Origin of the sequence: Ruminococcus sp., assembly GCF_019417665.1 — a bacterium.
Taxonomy (GTDB): Bacteria; Bacillota; Clostridia; order Oscillospirales; family Ruminococcaceae; genus Ruminococcus_C.
Map to the genome: position 1 here is coordinate 50,920 of NZ_DXUU01000007.1, position 26,750 is coordinate 77,669.

23 protein-coding genes, 1 tRNA gene and 1 pseudogene are annotated in these 26,750 nt (G+C 50.3%); 18 read left to right on the forward strand and 7 right to left on the reverse strand.

Annotation, left to right across the window (positions count from 1 at the left end):
* Positions 1-306 precede the first annotated feature (306 nt).
* Genes lon through lysA form a run of 3 tightly spaced genes read left to right on the forward strand, consistent with a single transcriptional unit; the run spans position 307 to position 4,643 of the window.
* Entirely contained in the window at positions 307-2,709 is a 2,403-nt protein-coding gene (lon, locus tag QZ375_RS03405) for an endopeptidase La (RefSeq protein WP_295215269.1), read from the forward strand.
* An 11-nt stretch (positions 2,710-2,720) separates the two neighbouring features.
* Positions 2,721-3,314, forward strand: a complete 594-nt coding sequence (gene yihA, locus QZ375_RS03410) for a ribosome biogenesis GTP-binding protein YihA/YsxC (RefSeq protein ID WP_295215272.1) — start codon at positions 2,721-2,723, stop codon at positions 3,312-3,314.
* A gap of 30 nt (positions 3,315-3,344) precedes the next feature.
* Positions 3,345-4,643 (forward strand): diaminopimelate decarboxylase, encoded by a 1,299-nt coding sequence (gene lysA, locus QZ375_RS03415; RefSeq protein WP_295215275.1) that lies wholly within the window; start codon positions 3,345-3,347, stop codon positions 4,641-4,643.
* Between the two features lie 241 nt (positions 4,644-4,884).
* Here the strand turns inward: lysA and QZ375_RS03420 are convergent.
* The 5 genes from QZ375_RS03420 to iorA form a co-directional block, all read right to left on the reverse strand.
* Positions 4,885-4,961 (reverse strand) — tRNA-Arg (locus tag QZ375_RS03420).
* A gap of 56 nt (positions 4,962-5,017) precedes the next feature.
* On the reverse strand, positions 5,018-5,674 hold the full coding sequence (gene pyrE, locus QZ375_RS03425) for an orotate phosphoribosyltransferase (RefSeq protein ID WP_295215278.1): 657 nt from the start codon (positions 5,672-5,674) through the stop codon (positions 5,018-5,020).
* Positions 5,675-5,788: 114 nt separating this feature from the next.
* Positions 5,789-7,024: a phenylacetate--CoA ligase gene (locus QZ375_RS03430; RefSeq protein WP_295215281.1), complete on the reverse strand. Its 1,236-nt coding sequence runs from the start codon at positions 7,022-7,024 to the stop codon at positions 5,789-5,791.
* A gap of 105 nt (positions 7,025-7,129) precedes the next feature.
* Positions 7,130-7,717, reverse strand: a complete 588-nt coding sequence (locus tag QZ375_RS03435; RefSeq protein WP_295215284.1) for an indolepyruvate oxidoreductase subunit beta — start codon at positions 7,715-7,717, stop codon at positions 7,130-7,132.
* On the reverse strand, positions 7,710-9,524 hold the full coding sequence (iorA, locus tag QZ375_RS03440; protein ID WP_295215287.1) for an indolepyruvate ferredoxin oxidoreductase subunit alpha: 1,815 nt from the start codon (positions 9,522-9,524) through the stop codon (positions 7,710-7,712). Before iorA ends, QZ375_RS03435 begins: the two co-directional genes overlap by 8 nt.
* A gap of 230 nt (positions 9,525-9,754) precedes the next feature.
* On the opposite strand from iorA, the gene QZ375_RS03445 reads away from it, so the two are divergent.
* From QZ375_RS03445 to QZ375_RS03455, 3 genes are read left to right on the forward strand one after another with little or no spacing between them, the layout of a single operon-like run.
* Positions 9,755-10,570, forward strand: a complete 816-nt coding sequence (locus tag QZ375_RS03445; protein ID WP_295215289.1) for a phosphoribosyltransferase family protein — start codon at positions 9,755-9,757, stop codon at positions 10,568-10,570.
* Complete coding sequence (locus QZ375_RS03450) at positions 10,567-12,168, forward strand: potassium/proton antiporter (RefSeq protein ID WP_295215292.1); 1,602 nt, start codon at positions 10,567-10,569, stop codon at positions 12,166-12,168. The genes QZ375_RS03445 and QZ375_RS03450 overlap by 4 nt, the downstream gene beginning before the upstream one ends.
* Before the next feature lie 46 nt (positions 12,169-12,214).
* Entirely contained in the window at positions 12,215-13,216 is a 1,002-nt protein-coding gene (locus tag QZ375_RS03455) for an aromatic acid exporter family protein (RefSeq protein WP_295215295.1), read from the forward strand.
* 224 nt (positions 13,217-13,440) lie between these two features.
* Here QZ375_RS03455 and QZ375_RS03460 read toward each other — a convergent pair whose 3' ends face one another.
* Positions 13,441-14,313, reverse strand: coding sequence for a hypothetical protein (locus tag QZ375_RS03460; RefSeq protein WP_295215298.1), 873 nt, complete (start codon positions 14,311-14,313; stop codon positions 13,441-13,443).
* A 536-nt stretch (positions 14,314-14,849) separates the two neighbouring features.
* Here QZ375_RS03460 and trpE point away from each other — a divergent pair.
* From trpE to QZ375_RS03505, 9 genes are all read left to right on the forward strand, one after another.
* Entirely contained in the window at positions 14,850-16,316 is a 1,467-nt protein-coding gene (trpE, locus tag QZ375_RS03465; RefSeq protein WP_295215321.1) for an anthranilate synthase component I, read from the forward strand.
* Positions 16,313-17,947 (forward strand): bifunctional anthranilate synthase component II/anthranilate phosphoribosyltransferase, encoded by a 1,635-nt coding sequence (locus tag QZ375_RS03470; protein ID WP_295215324.1) that lies wholly within the window; start codon positions 16,313-16,315, stop codon positions 17,945-17,947. Before trpE ends, QZ375_RS03470 begins: the two co-directional genes overlap by 4 nt.
* A 10-nt stretch (positions 17,948-17,957) precedes the next feature.
* Positions 17,958-18,743, forward strand: coding sequence for an indole-3-glycerol phosphate synthase TrpC (trpC, locus tag QZ375_RS03475; RefSeq protein WP_295215327.1), 786 nt, complete (start codon positions 17,958-17,960; stop codon positions 18,741-18,743).
* Complete coding sequence (locus QZ375_RS03480; RefSeq protein ID WP_295215330.1) at positions 18,740-19,366, forward strand: phosphoribosylanthranilate isomerase; 627 nt, start codon at positions 18,740-18,742, stop codon at positions 19,364-19,366. Before trpC ends, QZ375_RS03480 begins: the two co-directional genes overlap by 4 nt.
* Positions 19,359-20,546: a tryptophan synthase subunit beta gene (trpB, locus tag QZ375_RS03485; RefSeq protein WP_295215332.1), complete on the forward strand. Its 1,188-nt coding sequence runs from the start codon at positions 19,359-19,361 to the stop codon at positions 20,544-20,546. Before QZ375_RS03480 ends, trpB begins: the two co-directional genes overlap by 8 nt.
* Complete coding sequence (gene trpA, locus QZ375_RS03490; RefSeq protein ID WP_295215335.1) at positions 20,539-21,336, forward strand: tryptophan synthase subunit alpha; 798 nt, start codon at positions 20,539-20,541, stop codon at positions 21,334-21,336. The genes trpB and trpA overlap by 8 nt, the downstream gene beginning before the upstream one ends.
* A 2-nt stretch (positions 21,337-21,338) precedes the next feature.
* Positions 21,339-21,728, forward strand: coding sequence for a hypothetical protein (locus QZ375_RS03495; protein ID WP_295215339.1), 390 nt, complete (start codon positions 21,339-21,341; stop codon positions 21,726-21,728).
* Positions 21,729-21,851: 123 nt separating this feature from the next.
* Positions 21,852-23,066 carry a cofactor-independent phosphoglycerate mutase gene (locus tag QZ375_RS03500; protein ID WP_295215342.1) on the forward strand — a complete coding sequence of 405 codons (1,215 nt, stop codon included), beginning with the start codon at positions 21,852-21,854 and terminating at the stop codon, positions 23,064-23,066.
* A 22-nt stretch (positions 23,067-23,088) separates the two neighbouring features.
* A complete protein-coding gene (locus QZ375_RS03505; protein WP_295215346.1) occupies positions 23,089-24,021 on the forward strand; it encodes a hypothetical protein in 933 nt (310 codons plus the stop codon).
* Positions 24,022-24,113: 92 nt separating this feature from the next.
* Here QZ375_RS03505 and QZ375_RS03510 read toward each other — a convergent pair whose 3' ends face one another.
* Positions 24,114-25,232 carry a bifunctional chorismate mutase/prephenate dehydratase gene (locus tag QZ375_RS03510; RefSeq protein WP_295215350.1) on the reverse strand — a complete coding sequence of 373 codons (1,119 nt, stop codon included), beginning with the start codon at positions 25,230-25,232 and terminating at the stop codon, positions 24,114-24,116.
* A 178-nt stretch (positions 25,233-25,410) separates the two neighbouring features.
* Between QZ375_RS03510 and ruvC the strand changes: the two genes are divergently transcribed.
* The 3 genes and pseudogenes from ruvC to QZ375_RS03525 all read left to right on the forward strand — a co-directional run.
* Positions 25,411-25,926 carry a crossover junction endodeoxyribonuclease RuvC gene (gene ruvC / locus QZ375_RS03515; protein WP_295215352.1) on the forward strand — a complete coding sequence of 172 codons (516 nt, stop codon included), beginning with the start codon at positions 25,411-25,413 and terminating at the stop codon, positions 25,924-25,926.
* Positions 25,923-26,537 (forward strand): Holliday junction branch migration protein RuvA, encoded by a 615-nt coding sequence (gene ruvA / locus QZ375_RS03520; RefSeq protein ID WP_295215355.1) that lies wholly within the window; start codon positions 25,923-25,925, stop codon positions 26,535-26,537. Before ruvC ends, ruvA begins: the two co-directional genes overlap by 4 nt.
* A gap of 24 nt (positions 26,538-26,561) precedes the next feature.
* A pseudogene (locus QZ375_RS03525) lies at positions 26,562-26,750 on the forward strand (Holliday junction branch migration DNA helicase RuvB); the annotation flags it as partial.

Below are 26,750 nucleotides of genomic sequence, written 5' to 3' on the forward strand. Positions count from 1 at the left end.
AGCAATGGGATTTACAAAACTTTTTGAAAAACTGATGCACAAATAAAACAATGCCTGGTACAATTGAAAAACATGTTCTGTTTTTGCAACAGAACTTTGAATTTTCAGGACTTACCACTTGCAAAATCATACGAAGTATAGTATAATAGAACAAATTGATTCTGATCGTGTCGGTGCTGTTGGGATTCCGGCGGACAGAGGTCACGGCGGTGAAGGGAATGAACCGTTACCTGATACGGCGTCGTTACGAAAAATGAGAATAAGCTCTCAATCGCAGGAATAGACGCAGAAAGGAAAACAGAGAATATGAACAATCAATTGGAAGAAATAACGATACAAAAACTGCCTCTTGTTGTCATGCGCGGCACGGTATTATTTCCGGGCATGACGATGCATTTTGATTTGGCGCGGGAACCTTTTGTTCGTGCGCTGCAGGCTGGTATGGATGCAGACCGCCGTGTGGTTCTGGTGAGTCAGCGTGATCCTCTGGTGGAAGAACCCACGCAGAAGGATCTGTATTCTATGGGCGTCATCGCAGAGATTCGCCAGGTGCTCCGTACGCCCGATGGGGTCATACGTGTTCTGGCAGAGGGCAAGACACGGGTCACCATCGAAACTGCTTATCTAGAGCTCGGAGAAGATATGACATATCCTCAGGCAGATTGTGCGGTGCGGGAAGAAATTCTTCCGGATGCAGAAAAACGTACAGAGCGCACAGCTGTGGGGCGCTGCATTAAGGATGCTTTTCAGCAGTATGCCGAGCTGCTGCCTCGGATGCCCCGGGAGCTTGTGGCTTCAGTGGTCTGCGAACATGATGAGGCAAAACTCTTTGAGCATATTGTATTTAATATCGCTTTGGATTATCCCGAAAAACAGCTGCTCCTGGAAGAGGATGACTGGAACGAACGACTGAAAATGCTCCTGCAGATCCTGGCAGATGAAATTGATGTCCTGCATATGGAACGTAAATTGCAGGAGGATACCCAGGCAAACCTTGACCGTTCCCAGCGGGAATATTATCTGCGGGAGCAGATGCATCTCATTGCAGAACAGCTGGGCGAAGGAGAGGACCCTGCCTCGGAACTTGAGGAATATCAGGATCAGATCCAAAGCCTGCCTCTGGACGACGCCAGCCGGGAAAAGCTGGAGAAAGAAGCAGAACGGCTGTCACGGCTGCCTATGGCATCTCAGGAGGCATTTGTGATCCGGAATTATCTGGACACTGTGCTGGCGCTGCCGTGGAATGTTTCCACCCACACCAAGGTGAACCTGAAACGGGCGCAGGGTGTGCTGGAACGGGATCATTACGGGCTACAGAAAGTGAAGGAACGTATCCTGGAAATCTTTGCCGTCCGCTCCCTGCTGCCGGAGGCAACGGGACAGATCCTCTGCTTTGTTGGCCCGCCAGGTGTGGGTAAAACTTCCATCGGGAAGTCCATTGCAAAGGCACTGGGACGGAAATATGAGCGTGTGTCCTTGGGCGGCGTACGGGATGAATCAGACATCCGGGGACACCGGAAAACCTACATCGGCGCAATGCCTGGACGTATCATGGATGCCATGACACGTGCCGGCTCCAATAATCCGCTGATCCTGCTGGACGAAGTGGACAAAATGAGCAATGACTTCCGGGGTGACCCATCGGCGGCATTGCTGGAAGTGCTGGACAGCGAACAGAACAAGGCGTTCCGGGATCATTATATTGAGGTGCCTTTTGACCTGAGCCGGGTATTATTCGTTGCAACGGCAAATTCCCTGGATCCCATTCCCGCACCCCTGCTGGACCGTATGGAAGTTATTGAGCTGAGCAGCTATACCCGGGAGGAAAAGTTCCACATTGCACGGGAGCATCTGGTCAAGAAGCAGCTTGCCAAGCACGGACTGAAAGGTACCCAGTGCCGGATCCCTGACGAAGTGATCTACGCTGTGATTGACGGCTATACCCGGGAGGCAGGTGTCCGTGAACTGGAGCGTATGATTGGAACTCTGTGCCGGAAGGCAGCAAAAAAGATCGTCAGCGGTGAATGCAAAAAGGTGACATTTTCCGCCGACAATCTCGGGGAATATCTAGGTATCCAGAAATTCCGCCCCGATGCCCAGAGCCATGAGGACACGGTGGGCGTGGTAAACGGTCTGGCATGGACTTCGGTGGGCGGCGTGCTCATGCCCATGGAGGTATTGGTCATGCCGGGAAAGGGTGCTGTGGAATACACCGGTTCCCTGGGCAATGTCATGCGGGAAAGCGCAAAGATCGCAGTCAGCTATACCCGTAGCGTGGCGAAGCAATATGGCATTCCTGAGGATTTCTACACCAACCGTGATCTGCATATCCATGCGCCGGAGGGTGCTGTGCCGAAGGACGGTCCCTCTGCCGGGGTCACAATGGCAACGGCACTGATCTCCGCTTTGTCCGGCAGAGCAGTCCGGGGCGATGTTGCTATGACCGGTGAGATCACGCTTCACGGAAAGGTGCTGCCTATCGGCGGTCTCCGGGAAAAATCCATGGCTGCCTACAAAGCAGGTATTCAGACTGTAATTATTCCAGAGGAAAACCTGCCGGATCTGGAAGAAGTCGATACGGTAGTACGGGAACATGTGACATTTGTTCCGGCAAAGACTCTGGACACGGTGCTGGAGACAGCCCTTGTGCCTGAGAAAGTCGAAATATCCAATGTCACTGCTGTACAACCGGAAATGTGTCACGCTTAAAGGGAGGATGTATGCAGTTTCAGAATGCACAATTTGTTGCGTCATACGGCACTTTTTCTCAGATACCGCCCTGCAATTCCATGGAAATTGCCTTTGCGGGGCGATCGAATGTGGGAAAATCTACGCTGATCAACAAAATCTTTCAGCGGAAGTCGCTGGCTCGTGTCAGTGCCGTGCCAGGAAAAACAGCAACCATTAATTTTTACCGGTTAGATCCCCTGACCATTGTGGATCTGCCGGGCTATGGCTATGCCAAGGTGGCGAAATCAGAAAAGGAACGCTGGTCGGGGCTGATCTCCGGTTATCTGGGAGCAGATCGGGATCTGCGGCTGATCCTGCTGCTCATTGATATGCGCCATGCGCCGTCCAAGGATGATTTGCAGATGATCGACTTTTTGGTGGAGAGTGAGCTGCCTTTTTTGATCGTTCTCACCAAGGCGGACAAGCTGAACAAGACAGAACGAGCCAAACGGATGCAGGCGTTTGAGACAGAAATTCCGTATTTTTCACAAATTCATGTGATTCCCTTTTCCGCAGTCACACGGGAGGGCGTTACTGAAGTACAGGCGGTTTTAGAAGAGATCGCATTAGAGCCGGAGGAATAACGGTTTAAAAATGGAAAGGAAGTAAAAAAAATGTTTGTATCAGATAATCTGGATATCAATGCAAAGGGCAATCTTACCATCGGCGGTGTGGATACAGTGGCGCTGGCGAAAAAGTATGGTACACCTCTTTATGTTATGGATGAGGATATGATCCGCCGGGACTGTCAGACATTCCAGAAGAGCATTGAGAAATATTACGATGGTCAAGGAATGGTCTGCTATGCCAGCAAGGCGTTTTCCTGTAAGGAGATCTATCGTGTGATGCAGTCGGAAAATATGGGTATTGATGTAGTCTCCGGCGGCGAGCTGTACACCGCATTACAGGCTGGCTTTGACGTTTCTAAGGCGTGCTTCCACGGCAACAATAAGACTACGGAAGAGCTGAATATGGCGCTGGAATATAAGGTAGGCCGCATTGTGGTGGACAACATCTATGAGATGGAACAGCTGAACCAGCTGGCAGCAGATAAGAACGTCACCGCACCGATTCTGCTCCGCATCAAGCCCGGCGTAGACGCCCATACCCATAACTTCATCCGCACCGGACAGATCGACAGCAAGTTCGGCTTTGCTTTGGAGACCGGCGAGGCTTATGAGGCGGTACAAAAGGCAATGTCCTATCCCAATCTTCAGCTGCGTGGTCTGCACTGCCATATTGGTTCTCAAATTCTGGATACCCATGGCTTTACGGCAGCAGCAGAAGTCATGATGGAATTCATCGAAAAGCTGAAAAAAGAACTAGGCTTTGAGACAGAGGATCTGAATCTGGGCGGCGGTTTTGGCATCCGCTATACCGATGCAGATGATCCGCTGCCTTATGATGCGTACATGGAAGCAGTGGCAAAGGTCATCAACGGTTTCTGCGAAAGCCACGATGTAAAGCGTCCGTTTATTCTCATTGAGCCGGGACGTTCCATTGCGGCGCCGGCAGGCATTACGCTGTACACCGTTGGCGGCAAGAAGATCATCCCCAATATCCGCACCTATGTTTCCATTGACGGTGGTATGTGCGACAATCCACGCTATATTCTGTACCAGTCTGCCTATGATGCACTAGTGGCAAATAAGGCAGGGGAACCAAAGACAGAGACAGTGACCATTGCCGGAAAATGTTGCGAAAGCGGCGACCTCATCGGCGAAAATATGGCGCTCCAGTCCTGTGAGCCGGGAGATATTATTGCTGTTTGTGCAACAGGTGCTTATAACTATTCTATGGCATCCAACTACAATCGTCTCCAGAAACCGGCTGTTGTCTTTGTTAAGAATGGCGCAGACCGTCTGGCAGTAAAGCGTGAAACATTAGAAGATCTGGTACGGAACGATATCTGAGATAACCAATTATTCTGTTTATATAAGCAAAAAACGGAACTGTTCGTGCAGTTCCGTTTTTGTTTGTAATTTAGACCTCTGACCAGGTTGGGGTAGAAAAGCTTTAGAGCATGTTCGCATAAAATATTTGTGCGGATTTTCGAGTAGTTTTTTTACGCATACAAGGGAAAAATGTAGATAGGATTTCGCCTGGCAAGAATTTTTAACGCAGTAGGCATGAAATCTTAGATCGACCTATTAGTGGCGTTCCTGAGGTGATTCGAACACCCGACCTGCCGCTTAGGAGGCGGCCGCTCTATCCAGCTGAGCTACAGGAACATTTGCCGGGCGTGTGCTCGGCAATCTGCAATATGCACAGAATATGTATGAATGAATTAAGACACACCGTATTCCTTGCGGTATGCCAACATCGCATCCAGATGCTCCTGACCGGGTATAACACCATCACGGATCGCCTGGATAATATCTTCCATGGTAACGATAGCATAGACCGGAACGCCGTATTTTTCATAGACGGTCTGTACCGCAGACTGATTTCCCTCTAGCGCACATTCCATGCGGTCAACAGTAATGACCATGCCTGTAATGTCAACATCGGCGGCAGCCTTGAGTTTGGGATAAACCTCAGCCATTGCCTTTCCAGAAGTCATGACGTCCTCAATGATAACGACTTTTTCGCCGTCTGTGAGCTGCTTTCCTACAAACATGCCGCCCTCGCCATGATCTTTGACTTCCTTGCGGTCGAAACAGAAATTCACGGTTTTCTGGTATTTGTCCGCCAGAGCCACTGCCGCAGCTGCCGCCAGGGGAATGCCCTTATATGCAGGACCGAAGAGGGTCTCCACCGGGATATTGTGTTCTTCAATGCAGGCGGCATAGTACCGTCCCAGTTTCATGAGCTGGGAACCGTTGTGATAATTACCAGCATTGATGAAATAGGGTGCCTGTCTGCCGCTTTTCAGGGTAAAGCTGCCGAACGTCAACACACCGCAGTCCACCATAAACCGCAGAAATGATTCTTTGTATGTCATATGGATTCTCCTTTTTCGTTTCAGCCGCCGCAAATACATCCGGCTACTTTCTGTCTTTTATTATATCGTTTTTTTGGGGTGATGTCAAGAGGTAAATTCGGAACGTTCATGATATCAATCATATCGTTCGTCAATGACACGGGCGGTTTTCTTAGTGCTCCGGGGAAGAAGCCCAATTTCAACGACTTTTACAATAGGAGTAAATCCGATGCGGCTTTTTACCTTTTCGGCAATGCGCTTGCTCAGGTCTGTAAAATCCACTGAACCGGTGGTTTCCACATAGATGCGCATCGTGTCTTTTCCGTCCAGATGGGAGATGCGAATCTGGTATTCACTGGAGATCTCCGGGAATGTCCCCAGTACTTCTTCGATCTGACTAGGGAATACATTGACACCCTTGATCTTCATCATATCGTCAGTTCTTCCCAGGATCGTGTCAATTCTCGGGAATTTACTGCCGCAGGGACAGTCGCCGGGGATAATTCTGGACAGATCGTGGGTTCTGTAGCGGATGAGCGGTGCTCCCTCTTTCACCAAAGTGGTGATCACGATCTCGCCGATCTCGCCGTCGGGCAGATTCTTGCCGGTCACCGGATCGATGATCTCCAGATAGATGAAGTCATCCCAGTAGTGCATCCCGTGGTTTTCTGAACAGCTGATGCCGATGCCAGGGCCGTAGATCTCTGTCAGTCCGTAGATGTCGTACAGTTCAATGCCAAGCTCTGTGGAGATACGCTTCCGCATTTTCTCGCTCCAGCGTTCCGAACCGATGACGCCCTTTTTCAGGTGGATCTTATCCTTGATGCCACGCTTCTGGATCTCTTCCGCCAGGAGCAGAGCATAGGAGGAGGTGGAACAGAGCACAGTACTCTTCATATCCATCATCATCTGGAGCTGTTTGTCTGTATTGCCGGGACCCATGGGGATCACCATTGCCCCCAGCTTTTCTGCACCATTCTGGAAACCGATACCAGCTGTCCATAAACCGTAGCCCGGTGTTACCTGGATACGATCCATGGGGGTGATACCTGCCATTTCATAGCAGCGCTTGAACTGGATTGCCCAGTCGTCCACATCCTTTGCAGTGTAGGGAATAATGACCGGGGTACCCGTAGTGCCGGAGGAAGAATGGATGCGGACGATTTCCTCTTCTGGGGCAGTCATCAGTCCCAAGGGATAGGCGTCACGCAGATCTTTCTTTTCGGAAAAGGGAAGTTTTTCGAATTCTTCCGGGGAATGTATCGCAGAGACACCGGCATCCTCCAGCTTTTTTCCGTAGAAGCTGTTGGAACGAAGCAGTGCCTGAATACGGCCGTTGACAAGGGTCAATTGTTCATCCGTAATTTTCATAATAAATAAAGAGTCCTTTCTTGCACAAAAATCTAGAAAACGAACAGTATAAAGTATTTGAACAACAACGCACAAAAAAGAGTGCACTATCAAATCTCACAATTCTCACGAAACAAGAAACTGTTCCGCCGCATCCAACGCTTTGCAATTCAATGCATAAAATTGTGGCTTTCCGGTTTTCTGCACCGCTTCCTTGATATCCTTAAGAGAAAATGGCAGACAACCGCTCTGGATCGCAGCACCCAGCATAACCATATTCAACACTTTGGGCGAACCGATCTCCCGACAAGCCTTGTCTCCGTCCAGCATCACCAGATGCTTGACGTGGGCTTTCAGATAGGCGACCATTTCTGTGCCGTCATAGGTCTCACCGCCCAGTGCCGCTGTTACTGGCAGGATGGGGTGGGAATTCAAGATCACAGTACCATCAGACTTCAGATAGGGCAGCATGCGGACGGTTTCCGCCGGCTCAAAGCCGATCATGAGATCTGCCGTTCCCTCGGGGAACATAGGGCAGTAGAGCCCTTCGCCTGTGCGCAGAAAACTGAATACACTGCCGCCTTTTTGTGCCATACCAATGGTCTCGGCACTCATAACAGGGATATTCTTTGCCATAGAGGCAGCAGCAATCAGCTTCGAAGTCAGGACAATACCCTGACCGCCTACGCCGCAGAGGAGAATATTTTTATGCATGACAGTCACCTCCGATGGCATTTGTAGGACATACCTGTGTGCAGACGCCGCATCCCGTGCAAAGTGCCTGTTCGATCTGCACTTTGCCTTGACGCAGAATGATTCCCGGACAGCCCAGGGTGCGGATACATTTTTTGCACTGGATGCACTTGTCTTCATCTACAATCATAGGCGCAGCCGGCTTGATGAGTACAGCGCAGGGGGACTGGAAAATAATCGCCTTGACGCCGTCCTGCGCTGCTACACGTTTCACGCAGTCGATGGCTTCGGACAGATGCAGGGGGTTGACCGTTTCCACTGTTTTTACCCCGATACCCCGGAGCACCGCTTCCATGTTGACCTTTTCTACTATCTCACCCATCATGGTGCGTCCTGTGCCGGGATGGGGCTGGTGTCCTGTCATGGCTGTGGTGGAATTATCCAGAATGACCAGCGTCATATTCGCCTGGTTGTACACAGCGTTGACTACACCGGTAATGGCAGATGCGAAGAACGTGGAATCACCCACAAAGGCAAAACATGTGGTATCTGGTTCGATTTTCCCGATGCCCTGGGTCATATTCACCCCAGCACCCATGCAGAGACAGGTGTCTACCATATCCAGAGGCATGGCGTTCCCCAAGGTATAACAGCCGATATCACCGCAGAATACGGTCTTTTTTCCTTTCATCGCCTCTTTTACTGCAAAGAAAGATGCTCTATGAGGACATCCGGCACAGAGTACCGGCGGACGGACAGGCAGCTTGGGCGGTGCATCTGGTACAGCTGTTTCGGATTGTTCCCACCCCAGAAAGGCGGCGAGATTTTTTGTAACACTGCCGCAATTGTTCTCTCCGGCAGGCTGTACATCCTGAGTCAGCTTGCCGCGGATCCGAGTGGGCAGATGGTACTTGCCGCAGATATAGGTTAGTTCTCGTTCGATGACCGGATCCAGTTCCTCAATACACAGCACCTCGTCCAGTCCTTCCAGAAATGCCAGAGCTGCCTTTTCCGGAAAGGGGAAAGGTGTGGCGACTTTGAATATCCTGGGGGATTCCTTGTCTCGGAGGGATTCCATGGTGTAGGAATAGCTGATGCCATGAGTGGCAATGCCCTTTTTGCACGCTGGATCAGCCGCCGGAATGATTTGATTTCCGGCATAGGCGGAGAATACGTCAGACAGATCAACGTTGCGCTGTTCGATATGAATATGACTGTTGTAGGACAGTTTCGGAAAAATGACCCATTTGGAGGAATCCTTTATAAAGCCCTCTGGTGCATTGACCAGATATTCCACCGGATCCTTGACCTGAATCGAAGTGTAGCCGTGACAGACTCTTGTGGTGGGACGGAACAGCACCGGGGTGTGGTACTGCTCCGAGTAGGTGAAAGCGTCCTGGATCATGTCATACGCCTCCTGCACGCCGGATGGGTCAAAGCAGGGAAGCTTGGAAAATGCGGCAAAATGCCGGGTGTCCTGTTCCGTCTGGGAAGAAATGGGACCGGGATCGTCGGCAACCAGAATAACCATGCCGCCCTTAACGCCGATATACGCCAGACTCATGAGAGGGTCGGATGCTACGTTCAGCCCGACCTGTTTCATTGTCACCATGGTTCTTGCGCCGCAGTAGGATGCGCCGGCGGCAAGCTCAAGGGCAGCTTTTTCGTTGACAGACCATTCCACATAGATGCTGCCGGGATTGTGTTTCGCTGTTGTTTCCAGCACCTCAGTGGACGGCGTTCCGGGATAACCGGATATCAGATTGAGACCTGCTGCCACAGCACCCATGGCTATGGCGGCATTACCCATTAAAAATTCAGTGTGCATCTTGTTATTTCCTTTTTAATTGATAAAGTGATACGGCGGCGCAGAAAATGCGTGCATATCTCATATATCATTATAGACGAAATTTTTAGTGAAGTCAAGTGCTTCCTAAAATACGCATGAAAAACAGTGGGTTTAAGGCAATGCCGTATGGGTATTGCCTTATCGGGTAAAGTGTTTGTTTTACCCATTTGCATTTCCATGAATTTTATGTTATAATAGAGCAACAAGCTATGGAAAGAGGTGGAGAAATGCCAGACGAACTGCGCCATATTAGAAAATGCTGGATGTTTTTGATAAATTTGATCTATCCAAATGTTTGTCCATGCTGCGGCAGCCCGATCTCCTGGCGGCAGTATCTTTGCGATACCTGTATTGCCGCCATTACCGTTCCGGCGGAGACATTCTGTGCCGGCTGCGGAAAACCTCTGGAAACCTGTCTCTGCGGAAATGATCTGGCATATGACCATGCGCTGGTAGTCACATCGTATGAGGAGATCGCCCGGAAAGGCGTGATTTCCCTCAAGGCTGCCGAGAGTCTGCAATTCGGCTGGTATTGCGGCGAGGTGTTGGGAAAACGTGTTCTGGCAGATGCACGACTGCGTACCTATGACTGTATTGTTCCGGTTCCCATGGCAAGGCGAAAAAAGTGGAAACGCTGCTGCAATCCGGCTGAAGTTATCGCAAAGGAACTGGCATCAGTGACAAGGATTCCTATGTGGACGGATCTTCTCCTGGACAGCGGCAGAGGTGCAGTGCAGCATACGCTTACTGCAAAGCAGCGTCGGGAAAATGTCTCCCATTTTTCTGCCCGGCAGAAAGATCTCAAAGGCTATCGGATCCTTCTGTGCGACGATGTTTTGACAACGGGCAGTACCTTGAACCGCTGCGCTGCACTGTTGAGAGCCTGTGGTGCAGAAACAGTGACAGTTGCAGTGGCTGCTTCCACCCGACTTCGGAATTCTTCTGACATTACATCAAAAAACATAACCATAAAAATGGATGACATGCACAAAGAGCCTATTTCGACCGAAAGGAAACGAAAATGAATTTGATCCTGCTGCTTCTCTCACTTGTGATGATCGCCTGCATTCTTTGCAATAAGCTGACCAGCAAGGTGGGTATTCCCGTACTGCTTGCTTTTCTGGCGGTGGGTATGCTTTGTGGCATTGACGGGGTGCTTGGCATTGCTTTCGATGATTTTACCATGACAGAAAATCTTTGTACCGTGGCGTTGATCTTCATCATTTTTTATGGTGGTTTCGGAACAAAATGGAGCGCCGCAAAACCAGTTGCCGGAAAGGCAGTGCTGCTTTCCACCCTGGGCGTGTTTCTGACGGCATTTGCTATGGGTGCATTTTGTCACTTTGCCCTACATACAGCATGGCTGGAGAGTATGCTCATCGGCGCCGTTCTCAGTTCTACAGATGCTGCCTCCGTCTTTTCTATTCTCCGTTCCAAAAAACTGAACCTGAAATATGGCACAGCTTCGCTTTTGGAAGTGGAAAGCGGCAGTAATGACCCGGTCGCCTATCTGATGACCACGGTGATCCTGACCATGATGACATCTGACATTACCACCGGGCGTATGCTTTATATGATATTCGCTCAGATCGTCTACGGCGTGGGCATTGGTGCGCTGCTGGCGTTGTGTACCGTCTTTTTCCTGCGCCGATTCCGGTTTGATACATCAGGCTTTGATATGGTATTCATGCTTGCGGTGGCGATCTTGTCCTATGTCCTGCCGGTACTGGTAGGTGGAAACGGTTATCTGAGCGCCTATATTGCCGGTATTATTTTAGGAAATGCTAAGATACCAAACAAGAAAAAACAGGTACATTTCTTTGATGGTATTACCAGTCTTATGCAACTCATGGTCTTTTTCCTACTGGGGCTGCTGTGCACCCCCACCAATCTGGTGCGTGTGATCCTTTCGGCACTTGCCATTGCCGTCGTTTTGACATTTGTGGCACGTCCGCTGGTGGTGGCATTGCTGCTGGCACCGTTCCGTTCGAAAATACGACAACAGCTTTTGGTCTCCTGGGCAGGGCTTCGTGGTGCAACTTCTGCTATTTTCGCACTGACTGCCGTTGCCGGGGGTGCTGTGCTGGAATATGACCTGTTCCATCTGGTATTCTGCGTAGTACTCTTCTCCATTGCTTTGCAGGGAACGCTTCTTCCTATGGTTTCCAGAAAGCTGGACATGATTGACGAGACCGTAGATGTGCTCAGAACGTTTAATGACTATACGGAACAGAAAGAGCTTCAGTTGCTGCGGCTGTCCCTGGAATCGGGGAACAGTTGGATCGGTGCGGCGGTAAGCAGTCTTTCACTGCCGCCGGATACTATCCTCGCCACCATTCTTCGGGGAACGGATAACATTGTTCCTCGTGGGGATACCATCTTGCAGGAAGGGGATATTGCTGTGTTGGCGGCAGGGCACTGTAAAGAGAAGATGCAGAAGATCCAGCTGTGCGAACTGTCCATTCCGCCGGAGCACAGCTGGAACGGCAAGCGGCTGGCAGATCTGAAACTGCCGCCGGAAGAACTGATCGTTCTGATTCGTCGTGGGAAGGAAACCGTGATTCCCCAGGGTGACACTGTCATCTGTCCAGAGGATGTGCTGGTTATGTATGACCATAATTAAGTGCATAATGTATAATAAATTACAAATTTGAAGGAGATGAGAGAGAATGCGCTCCATATGGCGCAGTATCAATTGGATAAAGGCGTTGAAAATAACCGTAGGCGCTGTGGCGGCGATCCTGCTTGCGGAAGCCATCGGGCTGCACAATGCGGCGTCTGCCGGGATCATCACCCTGCTGACGGTACAGAATACCCGGCGTGAAACGGTGCGCAGCAGTATCCGCCGGGTGGCGGCTTTCGGTATCATGACGCTGCTGAGTACGCCTGTATACATGTTCTGCGGTACAAAGCCATGGTCATTCGGAATTGTTTTGCTGTTTCTGTTGTTGATCTGCTACGGACTGGGCATGGAGGATTCTATCCCCATAAATGCTGTCATGGCAACACATTATATGGCGGCAGGCGGTGTAACGCTTGGTATGGTAGGGAATGAGGTACTGCTTCTGCTCATCGGCAGTGGTATCGGTGTCTGTCTCAATTGGTTCATGCCCCAGAATTTGCAGCAGATCCGAAAAAAGCAGGAGGAACTGGACACGGAGATCAAGGGTATTCTCCAGCGCATGTCCAGGCGGCTGCAGGAGACAGACCATACGGGCTATGGTACAGATTGCTTTCAGAGAACAGAGCGTCTTTCAGAGGAACTGCGTCGTGAGGCGGATCTCTTTCTGCAAAACCAGACATGGCGCAGCGATCTGTATTATATTCGTTACGTGACCATGCGCCGGGAGCAGTGTACGATCTTGCAGGAGATCTACCGGCAGATCATCAAGCTGACTATTGTGCCAGAACAGGCAAAGCCTTTGTCCAGATTTCTGGCGGAAATTGCATCCCAGTATCATGAGTGCAACGACTGCACTGGACTGCTGGAACGGTTGGAGGATCTGCACGCTGCCTATCGCAGTGACGCTCTGCCGGAGAACCGGGAGGAATTTGAAAACCGTGCCATACTCTACTGTATCCTGACGGAACTGCGGTCTTTTCTGGAGATCAAGCAGCGGTTCTATTACTCCTTGCCAGAACAGGAACGGCGGCAGTTTTTTGGGGAATAATATTACCTATTGTAGGGGCGGATATCATCCGCCCACCGTATTCTCCACAATTGTACAAATTTGGTGAAACTGTAGAGGCGAACTGCGTTCGCCCGTTGGATTATTTCTGGAAATTTTTTGGGCGAACAAAGTTCGCCCCTACAGTTCACAGAGTTTATCATTTCATAAAATGGATTACCATATCACGACAAAAAGGCGGCTTTCACAAATTGCCGCCCTCTGTTTTATTCGATTCGTGCAATCTCCGCAATATTGCCTTCCAGCTCTGCATAAACGGAAACTGTTCCGGCATTTTTTGCTTCGCTGGTCATGCACCAGGTATCTACAATGAATTCCAGTACGTTTGCACCGCCGCCGCAGTTGCGGTATCGCCTGGTGGGATCTGTGTCGCAGTCTGCCTTGATATCACCTACTACAACGGTGAATGTTTCACCGCCCTCCAGCGTTACCAGAAAACGCTCTCCGCAGCCTTCCTCCAGCCAGCCTGTCCCCATTGCCACCAGATAATCATCTCCTATCCGCCGCAGACCGTGTTCGTCTGTCCATGCTGACTGTTGTAACTCGTACTGAGCGGAGCTAATGTCCGTAATGGTGCGGTAGTCCATATACGCCTTGAACCAGGTCTCCTGGATGTCAAATAGGGATTGGTCGTCTATGGGGATAGTCTCGGTTTCTGCATCTGGCTCTACTGCCGATGCAGTGTCATCCGTCTGTTGGCAAGCAGTGGTTTCTTCTGGCAGGTCAGCTGTTGTGACAACTGTGGTTGTTGTCTCTGCCGGAACAGTCGGCTCCGTAAGGACAGATGTCACCGTCGTGGTGGTGACAGGCGTTGCCACAGGCGGTGCTGTTGTCTGTATCGGCTCTTCCGGCTGTTCCGGCTCCGGGGGCAGAGTGCAGGTCAGCTGCTGCTCCGGAAGAGATTCTGGTTCAGGTTCTGTCCAGGTATCCGTGTCGCCTACATGAGTAATGCGGATGGCATCCAGAACAGGCCTGGCTCGCTCTTCAAAAGCACTGCCTAGAATCGGCAGCTGATGCATGGTCATGGTACAAAAACATCCGGCGAATAACGCCGCTATCGCTTTGTGCAGCTGTAACATAAGTACCTCCTTGAGTCTCTCGGTTGTCCTGTGGAGTTGCTATGCCCATTTCTATGCGCCTGATGGAATAGCGTATGCGTTAAATTTTCTATGTTTGTGGAAAATCACATAAAAATTCTGTAGAAATTTGCGCAATTCGATGAAAATGCTGAAAAATGCAAAAAAGCCCTTGACAGATTTTCGGATTTTGCGTATACTAGACATAGGTTAAATTCCATGAGCAAAAGTAAGTAGCTGGCAAAACGGCATCACAGAGAGTCGGGGACGGTGGGATCTCGATATGTACGCTGTTTGGTGAATGGGTTTGTGAGAAGCGTGGCGAACCGGCAGATGCCGCAGTATCCATTGCCGCAGTTCCTGCGTTATCGGGAGAGGATATATCCGGTCTGATTTTATCCGGCGTATCTGTAATGAGGGAAACAGGTGTATTGTTTCTGAAATTGGGTGGCAACACGTAGACGACAGTCTGACGTCCCATGTTTTTGGGATGTCAGGCTTTTTTTATTTGTTTTTGATTGAAAAGAGGAGTGATCAATATGCTGAAACCAACACTTGAAGAGGTGAAGGCACTTGCCGGACAGTATAACACCATCCCGGTGTTCTATGAATTCTCGGCAGACAACCAAACGCCGTTGAATATCTACACGGCACTTGCACCTCGGGGGCACAATTCCTTTATTCTGGAAAGCGTCAGTAACGGTGTGCAGTGGGATCGCTATTCCTTTATCGGCTTTTCTCCGAAGCAGGAGATCCGTATTACCGGCAATACCGCAGAGATCCGTACCGGAGATCAGACTGAGACCCTCTATGTGGAACAGCCCATTGCCTTTCTGAAAGAACGCATGGCTGCATACTGTGCTCCGGTTTTGCCGAATGCACCAAACTTTACCGGCGGTCTCATCGGTTATTTCGGCTATGACACGGTGCGCTACATGGAGAAAAAGCTTACTAATGTGCCGGAGGATGATATCCATATGCCGGACTGTCATTTGTTTCTCTATGAGGAACTTGTGGCATATGATCACCTGACCAGCAACGGCATTGTGATCCTGAATCTCCATACAGATGGGGATCTGGGCGCTCAGTACGCAGCTGCTCAGTGGAGAGCCGAAGAATTGGCAGAGATCATTCGCCATTATAATCCCCAGCCTCAGGAACAGCACCATCAGGGCGAGTCTGTAGTTCGCTCCAATATGACAAAGGAGCAGTACAGCCAAATGGTACGGGATGCAAAGGAATATATCCGGAACGGTGACATCTTTCAGATCGTCCTTTCCCAACGATTCGAAATCAGCAATCCGCCGGACAGCTTTTCCGTCTACCGGAGACTTCGTGCGACGAACCCGTCACCGTATCTCTACTACTTCCATACCCCGGAATACGACGTGGCAGGTGCCTCACCGGAGATGCTTGCAGAGGTCACAAACGGTGTCATCCACAATCGTCCCATTGCTGGCACAAAGCCAAGAGGACGGACACCGGAAGAGGATCAGGCAAACGAAAAGGCACTTCTTGCCGACCCGAAGGAACGTGCAGAGCATACCATGCTGGTGGATCTGGGCAGAAACGACGTGGGAAAAGTTTCGGAGTTCGGTTCTGTCAAGGTGACTCGGTATATGGTGACAGAGCGTGCTTCCAAGGTTATGCATTTGGTTTCCGATGTGACAGGCAAACTGCACAGTGACCAGACTGCACTGGATGCACTTATGGCGATCCTGCCGGCAGGGACTCTTTCTGGTGCACCGAAGGTACGTGCCATGGAGCTCATCGACCAGTTCGAAAACAAAAAGAGAGGACTCTACGGCGGCACCGTAGGCTACTTGGGATTTGATGGCAATATCAATACCTGCATTGCGATCCGTACTGTGCTCTTTGCCAACGAAAAGGCATATGTCCAGGCGGGCGCTGGCATCGTGGCAGATTCCGTGCCGGAGAATGAATATTATGAAACCGTCAACAAAGCGCTCGCAGTCATCAATGCGATCAAGGAGGCAGAACAATGATTTTACTCATTGACAATTATGATTCCTTCACCTATAATCTTTATCAGTACATCGGCGAATTGTACAAGGATATTCAGGTGGTACGCAATGACGAAATAACACTGGGCGAAATCGAAGCTATGGAACCTCAGGCGCTGATTTTCTCTCCAGGACCGGGTTATCCCAAGGATGCCGGCATCACCATGGAAGCCATTCGTCGTTTTAGCGGAAAACTCCCCATATTGGGTGTGTGTCTGGGACACCAGTCCATCTGCGAAACCTTCGGCGGTACTATCGTCCGTGCCAATGTGCTGATGCACGGCAAGTCCAGCCGCATTAACCTGGATGTAACTTGCCCATTGTTTCAGGGCTTGCCTCAGTTTGTTCCTTGCGGCAGATATCACTCCCTGATCTGCCAGGAATCCGATTTCCCGGATTGTCTAAAAGTTACGGGACGGGACGAGGACGGACAGATCATGGCGCTGGTACATCGGGAACACCCCACATACGGCGTGCAGTTCCACCCGGAATCGCTCCTGACAGAGGACGGAAAGCGGATGCTGGCGAACTTCCTGAACATGATCCCCGGCGTTTCCGTACCCCTGCCGGCGATCAAGGAGGAAAAGCCCAAGACAGAGCTGAAAAAGTATGCCGCAAAAGTGGTGGACGGCAACGACCTCACAGAACAGGAAGCCGCAGAGGCAATGGATATTATCATGAGCGGCAATGCCACCAATGCGCAGATCGCCGCACTGCTCACGGCACTGCGCATGAAAGGGGAGACGATTCCGGAGATCACCGGCTTCGCCAAGGGCATGCGCCAGAAAGCGCTGCACGTCAACGGATGCGAAGAGAGCATTGATATCGTAGGCACTGGCGGTGACCTGGCGAATTCCTTCAACATCTCCACCACCTCTTCCTTTGTCATCGCGGCAGCGGGAATGCCTGTGGCAAAGCACGGAAACCGCAGCGTTTCCAGCAAGAGCGGTGCTGCAGATGTTCTGGAAAGCCTGGGCGTGAAGATCCAGACCACTCCGGAACAGGCAAAAGCATGTGTGGAACATGTAGGCATCTCCTTCCTCTTCGCCCAGAACTATCACGGTTCCATGAAATATGTGGCACCGGTGCGGAAAGATCTGGGACTGCGGACGGTATTTAATGTACTGGGACCTCTGACCAATCCGGCGTCTACCAATTATATTGTGCTGGGTGTCTATGACAAGGCACTGCTGCCGGTAATGGCGCACGTGCTGCTGGGACTGGGCATCAAGCGTGCCATGATCGTCTACGGCAATGACCGGCTGGATGAAATCTCCATTTCCGACAAAACTTCTGTTGCAGAGGTGCGGGATGGTACAGTCACAGAATATGAGATCGCACCGGAGGATTTCGGGCTGCCCAGAGGGACAAAAGAGGAAATTGTGGGCGGTATTGCCGATGAAAATGCCCGGATCACACGGGGTATTCTGGATGGTTCCATTCAGGATGCAAGACGGAATATCGTTCTGATGAATGCTGGCTGCGCCCTGTATATTTCCGGCAAGGCAGAGACCATTGCGGATGGCATTGTCCTGGCAGCAGAGCAGATCGACAGCGGCAGAGCACTGGAGAAGCTCCAGGAGCTGGTGGAATACACCAATCAGAATGCGTAAGGAGCGTCATATGATTTTAGATGAAATTATACTGCACCGGAAGGAGCAGCTGGCACGGGAAAAGGCAGCCTGTGCGCCGGCAGAAATGAAAGCCCGTGCAGAAGCGGTGCTTGCCCTGAGAAAGCCGGTCTCGCTGAAAAAGGCATTGCAGCAGGATACCCTGTCCTGTATTTGCGAGGTGAAAAAGGCTTCGCCGTCCAAAGGGCTGATCTGCCCCGATTTCCACCCCGTGGAGATCGCTGAGACATACGAAAAAGCCGGAGCGAATGCCATTTCCTGTCTGACAGAGGAGCACTATTTCCAAGGCTCGTCACAGTATCTGGCAGCCATCCGCAAGGCAGTCTCCCTGCCCATTCTGCGGAAAGACTTTATTTTCGACGAGTACCAGATTTACGAAGCCGCTGCCATCGGTGCAGATGCCGTGCTCCTCATTGCAGCTGTCCTGGAACCCCAGCGGCTGGCGGAGCTGTATCACCTGGCATATGACCTGGGGCTGGAGGTACTGGTAGAGGTTCACAGCCGGGAGGAACTGGAGGGCATTGCCTTTCTCCAGCCGGAGATCCTGGGCGTGAACAACCGCAATCTGAAAACCTTTGCGGTAAGTCTGGACACAGTGTCACAGCTGAAACCCTTCGCTCCGGCAGATGCCGTGTTTGTTTCCGAGAGCGGTATCCGGCACAATGCGGATATGAAACAGGTTCGTGCTCTGGGTGCAGACGCTGTGCTGATTGGCGAGACCCTCATGCGCAGCGGCAATATTCCACGGACACTGGCAGAACTGCGGGAGGGCGTATGAAGCTGAAATTCTGCGGTATCCGGCGCAGGGAGGATGTCATCTACTGTAATGTATTGCAGCCCGATTATATGGGCATGATCTTGTCGCCGGGATTTCGCCGCTCTGTGACGATGGCGGCTGCCGCAGCATTGGTGAAAGAAAAACATGCGTCTATCGCTGCTGTGGGCGTATTCGTCAATGCTTCTGCGGAGGAGATCGCCCGTGTGCTCCGCAGTGTTTCTCTGGATGTGATCCAACTCCACGGGGCGGAAGATGCCGGGACGATCGCAAAACTCCGGGAAATGACAGGACTTCCCATCTGGAAAGCCGTCCGGGTACAGAGTGAAAAGGAGATCCGGCAGGCAGAATATTTGGGTGCAGACCAGTTTGTGCTGGAAGGTCATGTGCCTGGACAGGTGGGCGGAACGGGACAGATTGCAAACTGGGAGCTGATTGCAAAGGCAGCGCCCCGAATGCCCTATTTTCTGGCAGGCGGTTTGAAACCGGAAAATATACAAGCTGCGCTGAAAACGCTGCAACCCACAGGCATCGACCTGTCCAGCGGTATTGAAACAGACGGTGTGAAAGATTATGAGAAAATGAAAGAGATCGTTAAGATCATACGAGGTGAATATCATGGGTAAAGTAGGAAGATTTGGTATTTTCGGCGGACAGTATGTGCCGGAAACTGTAATGAATGCGGTACATGAGCTGGAAGAGGCTTATGACCGCTATGGTAAGGATCCGGAATTTCTGGAAGAATACCGTACATTGCTGCGGGACTATGCCGGACGGCCGTCCATGCTGTATTATGCAGACCGCATGACAAAGGACTTGGGCGGCTGCAGGATCTATCTGAAGCGAGAGGATCTGAACCACACCGGTGCACATAAGATCAACAACGTGTTGGGACAGATCCTGCTGGCAAAGAAAATGGGCAAAAAGCGGATCATTGCCGAGACAGGTGCTGGACAGCACGGCGTGGCAACGGCAACTGCTTGCGCCATGTTCGACATGGAATGCGAGATCTATATGGGCAAGGAAGATGTGCGCCGTCAGCGGCTGAATGTCTATCGTATGGAACTGCTGGGTGCAAAGGTAAACAGCGTGGACAATGGTACAGCTACCCTGAAGGATGCCATCAACGAGGCAATGCGTGACTGGGCAACTAATATTGACACGACTTTCTATCTGATCGGTTCTGTTATGGGACCCCATCCTTATCCCACTATGGTGCGTGACTTCCAGAAGATCATCGGTGAAGAGGCAAAGAAGCAGATCATGGAAATAGAAGGCAAGCTTCCAAAATGTGTCGTAGCCTGTGTCGGCGGCGGTTCTAATGCTATGGGTATGTTCTATGACTTTATCCCGGAGGAGAGCGTTCGCCTGGTAGGCGCAGAAGCTGCTGGAAAGGGCATTGATACCAAGCTCCATGCGGCAACTGTAGCAAAGGGCTCGTTGGGTATTTTCCATGGCATGAAGTCCTATTTTTTGCAAAATGATGAGGGACAGATCGCACCGGTCTATTCCATTTCTGCCGGACTGGATTATCCGGGTGTAGGTCCGGAGCATGCAAATCTGTACAAGACTGGGCGTGCGGAATATATGGCAATTACTGATGAAGAAGCGGTACAGGCACTGGAATACCTCTCCAGAACCGAGGGCGTGATTCCGGCAATTGAGTCGGCACACGCTGTTGCGGCAGCGATGAAGATCGCACCGCAGATGAAGCCGGAGGAAACCATGATCATCTGTTTGTCCGGCAGAGGCGACAAGGACATGCAGCAGATCGCAGAATATAGAGGAGTGAAGATCGATGACTAAGAACCGTATTGACGCAAAGCTGGAGCAGTGCAAAGCCGAGGGCAGAAAGGCACTGATCACATTTATCACATCCGGTGACGGTGGCTATGCCTGCACCGAAGATGCTGTGCTGGAGATGGAGAAAAACGGCGCCGATCTCATCGAGCTGGGCGTACCCTTTTCCGACCCCATTGCAGAGGGCCCAGTCATTCAGCGTGCCAGTGAGCGTGCGCTTCAGGGCGGTACGACTCTGGTGGGTATTTTTGACATGGTACGCCGTCTGCGCCAGAAGACAGACATGCCTCTGCTGCTTATGATGTATCTGAACACCATTTTCCGCTTCGGCACAGATCGTTTTTTCAGCTTATGTAAAGAGTGTGGTATTGACGGCGTAATTGTACCGGACATTCCCTTTGAGGAAAAGGACGAGATCCAGGGCAGTGCGGATAAATATAATGTACATAACATCAGCCTGGTGACCCCGGCAAGTGAGGATCGGATTCAGATGATCGCATCGGAGGCAACGGGTTTCTTATACTGCGTATCTTCTAACGGTGTTACTGGTGTGCGCAGTGAGTTTGAAACAAATTTTGCGCCTTTCTTCGAGAAAATCCACAAGTATGCCAAAGTGCCCTGTGCGGTTGGTTTCGGTATTTCCGGCCCAGAGACAGCCAAACGGATGGGACAGTACTGTGACGGTGTTATTGTTGGCAGTGCTATTGTACGTCTGGTGGAACAGTACGGCGGCACAGATGCACCGTCACAGGTCGGGACATTCGTCAAGAGTCTGCGTGAGGGTCTGGATGCGTAATTGTGAGGAATTCAAACAAAACATTAAGCCTTTGTGTTCTATTCGGAATGCTTCTGCTGACAGCATATTGTGCACATAAAAATCAAATTGTAGTTGAAGCCTTTTCTTTTTCTCAAGATGCAGAGATTTATCAATTTGAGGATATTTGGCGACCGGGTATAAAAATGGATGATTTTTCGAATACACAGGAAACATACATTGCAAATGCAGGGCAGGCAGTTGCACTTGCTAAAAATGAGCTTACAATTTCCTACAATCAAATTGCTGTAGCATATGATGCACAAAGCCGAATGTGGCGTGTGTGCTTTTTCACAAAAAATACAGCTGGTAATGAACAGGCAGTTTACTTAAACGCAGACGGTACAACAAGACTTTGCGCTTGGGGCGAGTGATGCCGTACGAAAAAATCCTGCTGGAAACGCTGGACAAAATCCGATGCATATGTTATAATGAATAACGAACGAATTGGAAAACGTCCAATTTTCTGAAAAAAGTGAAAGCAGGAGGCTTATCTGATGAAATATCTGGTAGTATTATGTGACGGTATGGCGGATTATCCCGTGGATGCGCTTGGCGGAAAGACACCTTTGGAGGCTGCAGATACCCCCAATATGGATGCATTGGCAAAAAAAGCAACCGTTGGTTTGGTGAAAACCGTGCAGGATGGTATGAAGCCGGGCAGCGATGTGGCAAATCTTTCTGTTCTGGGTTATGACCCCATGAAGTACTATACCGGGCGCTCTCCTCTGGAGGCAGGCAGCATCGGCATTGATATGAAGCCCACAGATGTTTCTCTGCGCTGCAATCTGGTGACCCTCAGTGATGAACCGAACTATGAGGATCGTACATTGGTGGATTATTGCGCTGATGATATCTCCACTGAAGAAGCACGGATCCTCATGCAGGCAGTTCAGGAGGCATTGGGAACAGAGACATTCCGGTTCTATACCGGCGTGGCATATCGTCACTGTCTGATCTGGGATCATGGTACTACGGATCTTGGCGGACTGACACCGCCCCATGATATCACAAGTCAGCCGGTGAAGGATTATCTGCCCCTGTGCCACAGCCAGAATGCTGCACCGCTATATGATCTGATGGTGCGTTCTTATGATGTGCTGAAAGATCATCCAGTGAACCAGGAGCGTATCAAGCGTGGTAAGCGCCCGGCAAACAGCATCTGGCTCTGGGGCGAGGGCGTACGTGCCAATCTGGATCTCTTTGCGGAAAAGTATGGTCTTCATGGCTCCATGATCTCAGCAGTGGATCTGCTCAAGGGCATTGGTAAATTTTCTGGCATGGATATTGTGGAAGTAGAAGGTGCTACCGGATATATTGACACTAATTTTGACGGTAAGGCTGCTGCTGCCATTGCGGAATTTGAGCGTGGTCAGGATTTTGTTTACATTCATGTAGAGGCGCCGGACGAATGCGGTCATCGTGCAGAAATTCAGAACAAGGTAGACGCTATTACTCTCATTGACAAGAAAATCCTCGGCCCGGTAGTGGCTGCGCTGGAGAAAATGGGTGAGTTCAAGGTGCTGGTAATGCCTGATCATGCAACGCCTCTTTCTCTGAAGACCCATACCAATGATCCCATTCCGTTCCTGATCTACGACAGCCGTAACCCGAAGAATGGTCCGGAAACATTCAGCGAAAAAACTGCGAAAGCAACCGACCTCTATATTGACGAGGGATTCCGGATGATGCAGGATTTTGCCGCAAAGTAAGGCAGGTGTACTTCAGCAAAGGATGAAACGTTTTTTTAAAATGTACCGTCTGGTACTTCTCAGCTTAGCCGCAGTGATTGCAGTACTTGCAGTGACTGCTGGATATACCGTTGGTGTGGTCAGCCAGAACGATGTGATAGCGCAGATCGATACGAATATTGGTTCGGTTGAGACGTATCTGGAAAAAAATAAAAATACCACCACTACCTTGATAGAAGAATTCAAAGAAGAATATGCGGCGAAAACCAGAACCATTGCCATGCTGCTTGCACAGGACAGTTCGTTTATTTCAGATGACCGCACGCTGGAGGAACTGCGTGTCACAGTCGATGCGGATATGATCAGTATTGCAGACGTGGACGGCAATGTGGTTGCAAGTACAGACCCTTCCGGGGAAGGTGTTTCCATTCGGGAGGAATTCCGAAGCCATCTGGAAGATACAGTGTATACCGAGGTGCTGTTTTTGCTGGAATCCGATACGCCGACCATTGTGGCGGCATCGTCTCTGGATGGGGGTAATGGTTTGGTGCAGATCACATTCTCTGCGGATTCCATGGTGTCGATCCTACAGGATGCAGATCTGGCAAATGTAGCATCAGATATTCCCTTGTATTCCTCTGGAACCACTGCAATTCTGGAAACGGATACTCTGAAATATATCAGCTGTACCGACGCATCGCAGATCGGCAAAAAAATGGAGTATAATTCGGAGAAACTGCAAAAGAAAAAAGGCAAGTTTGATGTGAAAAATACAGAAGGTAAGACAGAAATGGTGCATTATCAGACCAGTGGGGATTATATTATCCTGGCAACTGTTCCATATTCTGATATCTACCATATGCGCAATGTCGTCATGGGCTGGATCATCTGCGGCGGCGTGCTGATGCTGATCGTCACAGCACTGGCACTGCGGATGGTGTTCTTGCGACAGGAAAAAGCAAAAAAATCTTCATAAATGAGAAAGCCACCTGGAAAGAACCGGGTGGCTTTCTGCTTTATATTCGTGAATAGAAAGGAATGCTAAGATCCTGCGTTTTTCGTATGTAATTACCCCATAACAACAGCATTTCCCAACAATTTGAATTCCTGACAGCTCTTGCAGAGATCGTTTAGAAAAGCGGCGATGCTGCGGTCACGCAGATTCCCCTTGAAGTCAATATGAAATACCACATCAAAGCTGCCATTCCGGATGGGACGGCTTTCGATTTTGGTCATGTCCAACCCATACAGGAAGAACTTGTTCAGGAGTCGGCTTAGGCTGCCCGGTTCGTTGGAAATGGTTAACATGACGGAAATGACGGATGCATCCAGGCTGACCTGCATATCTTTAGTAATGCAAATGAACTGGGTGTAGTTAGGGATTACATTGGAGATGCGGGAAGCGACTATGTCCAGGCGGTTCAGCTGTGCGCACTCTTCAGAGCAGATGGCAGCGATGGCCTTGTCACCGGCTTCAGCTACCATCTGCGCTGCTGTAGCAGTGTTATTGTAATCCCGTCTGGGCAGGCGATGAGCATCCAGAAAATCGCTGCACTGAGAAAGTGCTTGGGGGTGGGAATATACCATTGCAATGTCGTCTAGTGATGTGCCGGGCAAGGCTGCCAGACAGTGAGTCACTTCCACTTGATTCATAGCAGTGATAAAGAAACTGTATTTTCCCATCAGATCTACTGTCTGGGTTACAGTGCCGGAAGTGCTGTTGTAGATGGGCAGCACGCCGTATTCCAGCTCACCGGATTCCACTGCTTCAAATACATGTTCAAAAGTAGGGTAGAACCGAATTTCTCGCTTCGGGAAAAATGCTTGGGTTGCGGTCTCGGAGTTTGCGCCCACAGTGCCCTGACAGCCGATCTTCACTGCCTTTTCCATGTGCGGTTGTGCAATTTCCGGTGCTTCTTCTGCTGCGATCAACATTTTTTGCTGCAATTGGGAACTGATGCTCATCATATTGGCGAACATGGTGCGGGAGGCAAGTCCCAGTCCCTCGGCGGCATTTTGTTCCACCCGATCCAGCACCTGTTTTTCCCGGTCAGCCTGAAAAACCGGCATATTATGTTCTTTTTTATATCGTGCTACATCCTGACAAAGCAGCATACGCTGCTCAAACAGGGATTGGATTTTTCGATCCAGCTTGTCAATTTCAACTCGAATTTCACTTAGTTCCATGATGAAGTCCTTTCCTTGCGATGATCTGCGGTATCTGCGCCGCTCACTTCCCATTATACACAATTTTTTTTCAAAAATCAAGATAAAAATTTGAATAGCTATTGAAAATGACTCCTGTTTTGTGCTATAATGAAACGTACGTGTAATGTTTTGCGAAAAATGAGAGGAGGGATGTCTTGTGCGGATCCTGGGAATAGACCCTGGTTATGCGATTGTTGGATTTGGAGTGGTTTCTTACCACGGTGCAGATTTTACGCCGTTGGAGTACGGTGCCATTACCACAGAAGCCGGAACACGGTTTGCGGCACGTTTGACTGCGATTTATGACGATCTGGACTTTTTATTGAAACGGTTTCAGCCGGACTGTATTGCCATTGAAAGGCTGTATTTCACATCCAACCAGAAAACGGTAATTGACGTTGCTCAGGCGCGTGGTGTCATTGTCCTTTGTGCAGAGCAGCACGGCATTCCGCTTTATGAATATACACCGCTTCAGGTGAAACAGGCAGTTGTAGGCTATGGCAAGGCGGAAAAACGGCAGGTCATGGATATGACACGGCGCATTTTAAAGCTGGCACAGATCCCTAAGCCGGACGATGCAGCAGATGCACTGGCGCTTGCCATCTGTCATGGTCACTGCGCGACCGGTGTGCAGTTACAGGAACGAAAAATCAGAACAGGAGATACCGTATGATTTATAGTGTACATGGAAAACTGATTGCAAAGGAACCATCATTGGCAGTGGTGGAATGCGGCGGCGTTGGCTACGCCTGCCGGACAACATTTCACACGCTGGGACAATTGGGGAGCATAGGTGAAGCTGTTTTTTTGTATACGGTGCTGTCTGTCCGGGAGGATGCGGCGGAATTGTTCGGCTTTGCGACAAAGCAGGAATTGCAGTGCTTTCAGCTGTTGGTATCGGTTTCTGGTGTGGGGCCTAAAGCTGCTCTTTCCATTCTGTCTGACTTGTCACCGGATCAGTTTCTGTTGACAGTGGCATCCGGAGACAGCAAGGCGCTGACCCGCACCAAAGGTATTGGTGCGAAATCTGCACAGCGTATTGTCATGGAGTTGAAGGACAAAATTGCCGGGGAATCCATCGGACTTCTTGCTGGTTCAGAAACGGCGGCAGTGTCTGGTGTGTCTCAGTCCAGCGGCAATGTGGGTGAGGCAATCGAAGCCCTTGTGACTTTGGGCTATACCCAGAGCGAGGTGGCGCCTATTGTGGCAAAGCTGGATCCCACCTTATCCTCGTCGGAACTGATTCGGCAGACATTGCAGGAATTCGGAAAGAACCGCACATAAGCAGGGGAAAAGGAGTGAGGCAGTATGATCGAAACCAGCGATATGGAGTTTGATAACCGCATGGTGACGCCAAGAGAGGTGGAGGAAGATCACGAAGTAGAAGTGACACTTCGCCCCCAGACTCTGGTGGAATATATCGGACAGGATAAAGTGAAGGAAAATTTAGCTGTGTATATTGAAGCAGCCAAGCGACGCGGAGATCCCTGTCTCTTA

Bases quoted from the DNA above. Each gene is read 5' to 3' on its own strand.
- QZ375_RS03455 (WP_295215295.1), top strand. From the start codon at position 12,215: ATGCGCTCCATATGGCGCAGTATCAATTGGATAAAGGCGTTGAAAATA.
- QZ375_RS03505 (WP_295215346.1), top strand. From the start codon at position 23,089: ATGAAACGTTTTTTTAAAATGTACCGTCTGGTACTTCTCAGCTTAGCC.
- QZ375_RS03450 (WP_295215292.1), top strand. From the start codon at position 10,567: ATGAATTTGATCCTGCTGCTTCTCTCACTTGTGATGATCGCCTGCATT.
- yihA (WP_295215272.1), top strand. From the start codon at position 2,721: ATGCAGTTTCAGAATGCACAATTTGTTGCGTCATACGGCACTTTTTCT.
- QZ375_RS03435 (WP_295215284.1), bottom strand. From the start codon at position 7,717: ATGCATAAAAATATTCTCCTCTGCGGCGTAGGCGGTCAGGGTATTGTC.
- QZ375_RS03500 (WP_295215342.1), top strand. From the start codon at position 21,852: ATGAAATATCTGGTAGTATTATGTGACGGTATGGCGGATTATCCCGTG.
- trpE (WP_295215321.1), top strand. From the start codon at position 14,850: ATGCTGAAACCAACACTTGAAGAGGTGAAGGCACTTGCCGGACAGTAT.
- trpA (WP_295215335.1), top strand. From the start codon at position 20,539: ATGACTAAGAACCGTATTGACGCAAAGCTGGAGCAGTGCAAAGCCGAG.
- QZ375_RS03445 (WP_295215289.1), top strand. From the start codon at position 9,755: ATGGAAAGAGGTGGAGAAATGCCAGACGAACTGCGCCATATTAGAAAA.
- iorA (WP_295215287.1), bottom strand. From the start codon at position 9,524: ATGCACACTGAATTTTTAATGGGTAATGCCGCCATAGCCATGGGTGCT.
- QZ375_RS03480 (WP_295215330.1), top strand. From the start codon at position 18,740: ATGAAGCTGAAATTCTGCGGTATCCGGCGCAGGGAGGATGTCATCTAC.
- trpC (WP_295215327.1), top strand. From the start codon at position 17,958: ATGATTTTAGATGAAATTATACTGCACCGGAAGGAGCAGCTGGCACGG.
- QZ375_RS03470 (WP_295215324.1), top strand. From the start codon at position 16,313: ATGATTTTACTCATTGACAATTATGATTCCTTCACCTATAATCTTTAT.
- QZ375_RS03460 (WP_295215298.1), bottom strand. From the start codon at position 14,313: ATGTTACAGCTGCACAAAGCGATAGCGGCGTTATTCGCCGGATGTTTT.
- lon (WP_295215269.1), top strand. From the start codon at position 307: ATGAACAATCAATTGGAAGAAATAACGATACAAAAACTGCCTCTTGTT.
- QZ375_RS03510 (WP_295215350.1), bottom strand. From the start codon at position 25,232: ATGGAACTAAGTGAAATTCGAGTTGAAATTGACAAGCTGGATCGAAAA.
- lysA (WP_295215275.1), top strand. From the start codon at position 3,345: ATGTTTGTATCAGATAATCTGGATATCAATGCAAAGGGCAATCTTACC.
- pyrE (WP_295215278.1), bottom strand. From the start codon at position 5,674: ATGACATACAAAGAATCATTTCTGCGGTTTATGGTGGACTGCGGTGTG.
- ruvA (WP_295215355.1), top strand. From the start codon at position 25,923: ATGATTTATAGTGTACATGGAAAACTGATTGCAAAGGAACCATCATTG.
- QZ375_RS03430 (WP_295215281.1), bottom strand. From the start codon at position 7,024: ATGAAAATTACGGATGAACAATTGACCCTTGTCAACGGCCGTATTCAG.
- trpB (WP_295215332.1), top strand. From the start codon at position 19,359: ATGGGTAAAGTAGGAAGATTTGGTATTTTCGGCGGACAGTATGTGCCG.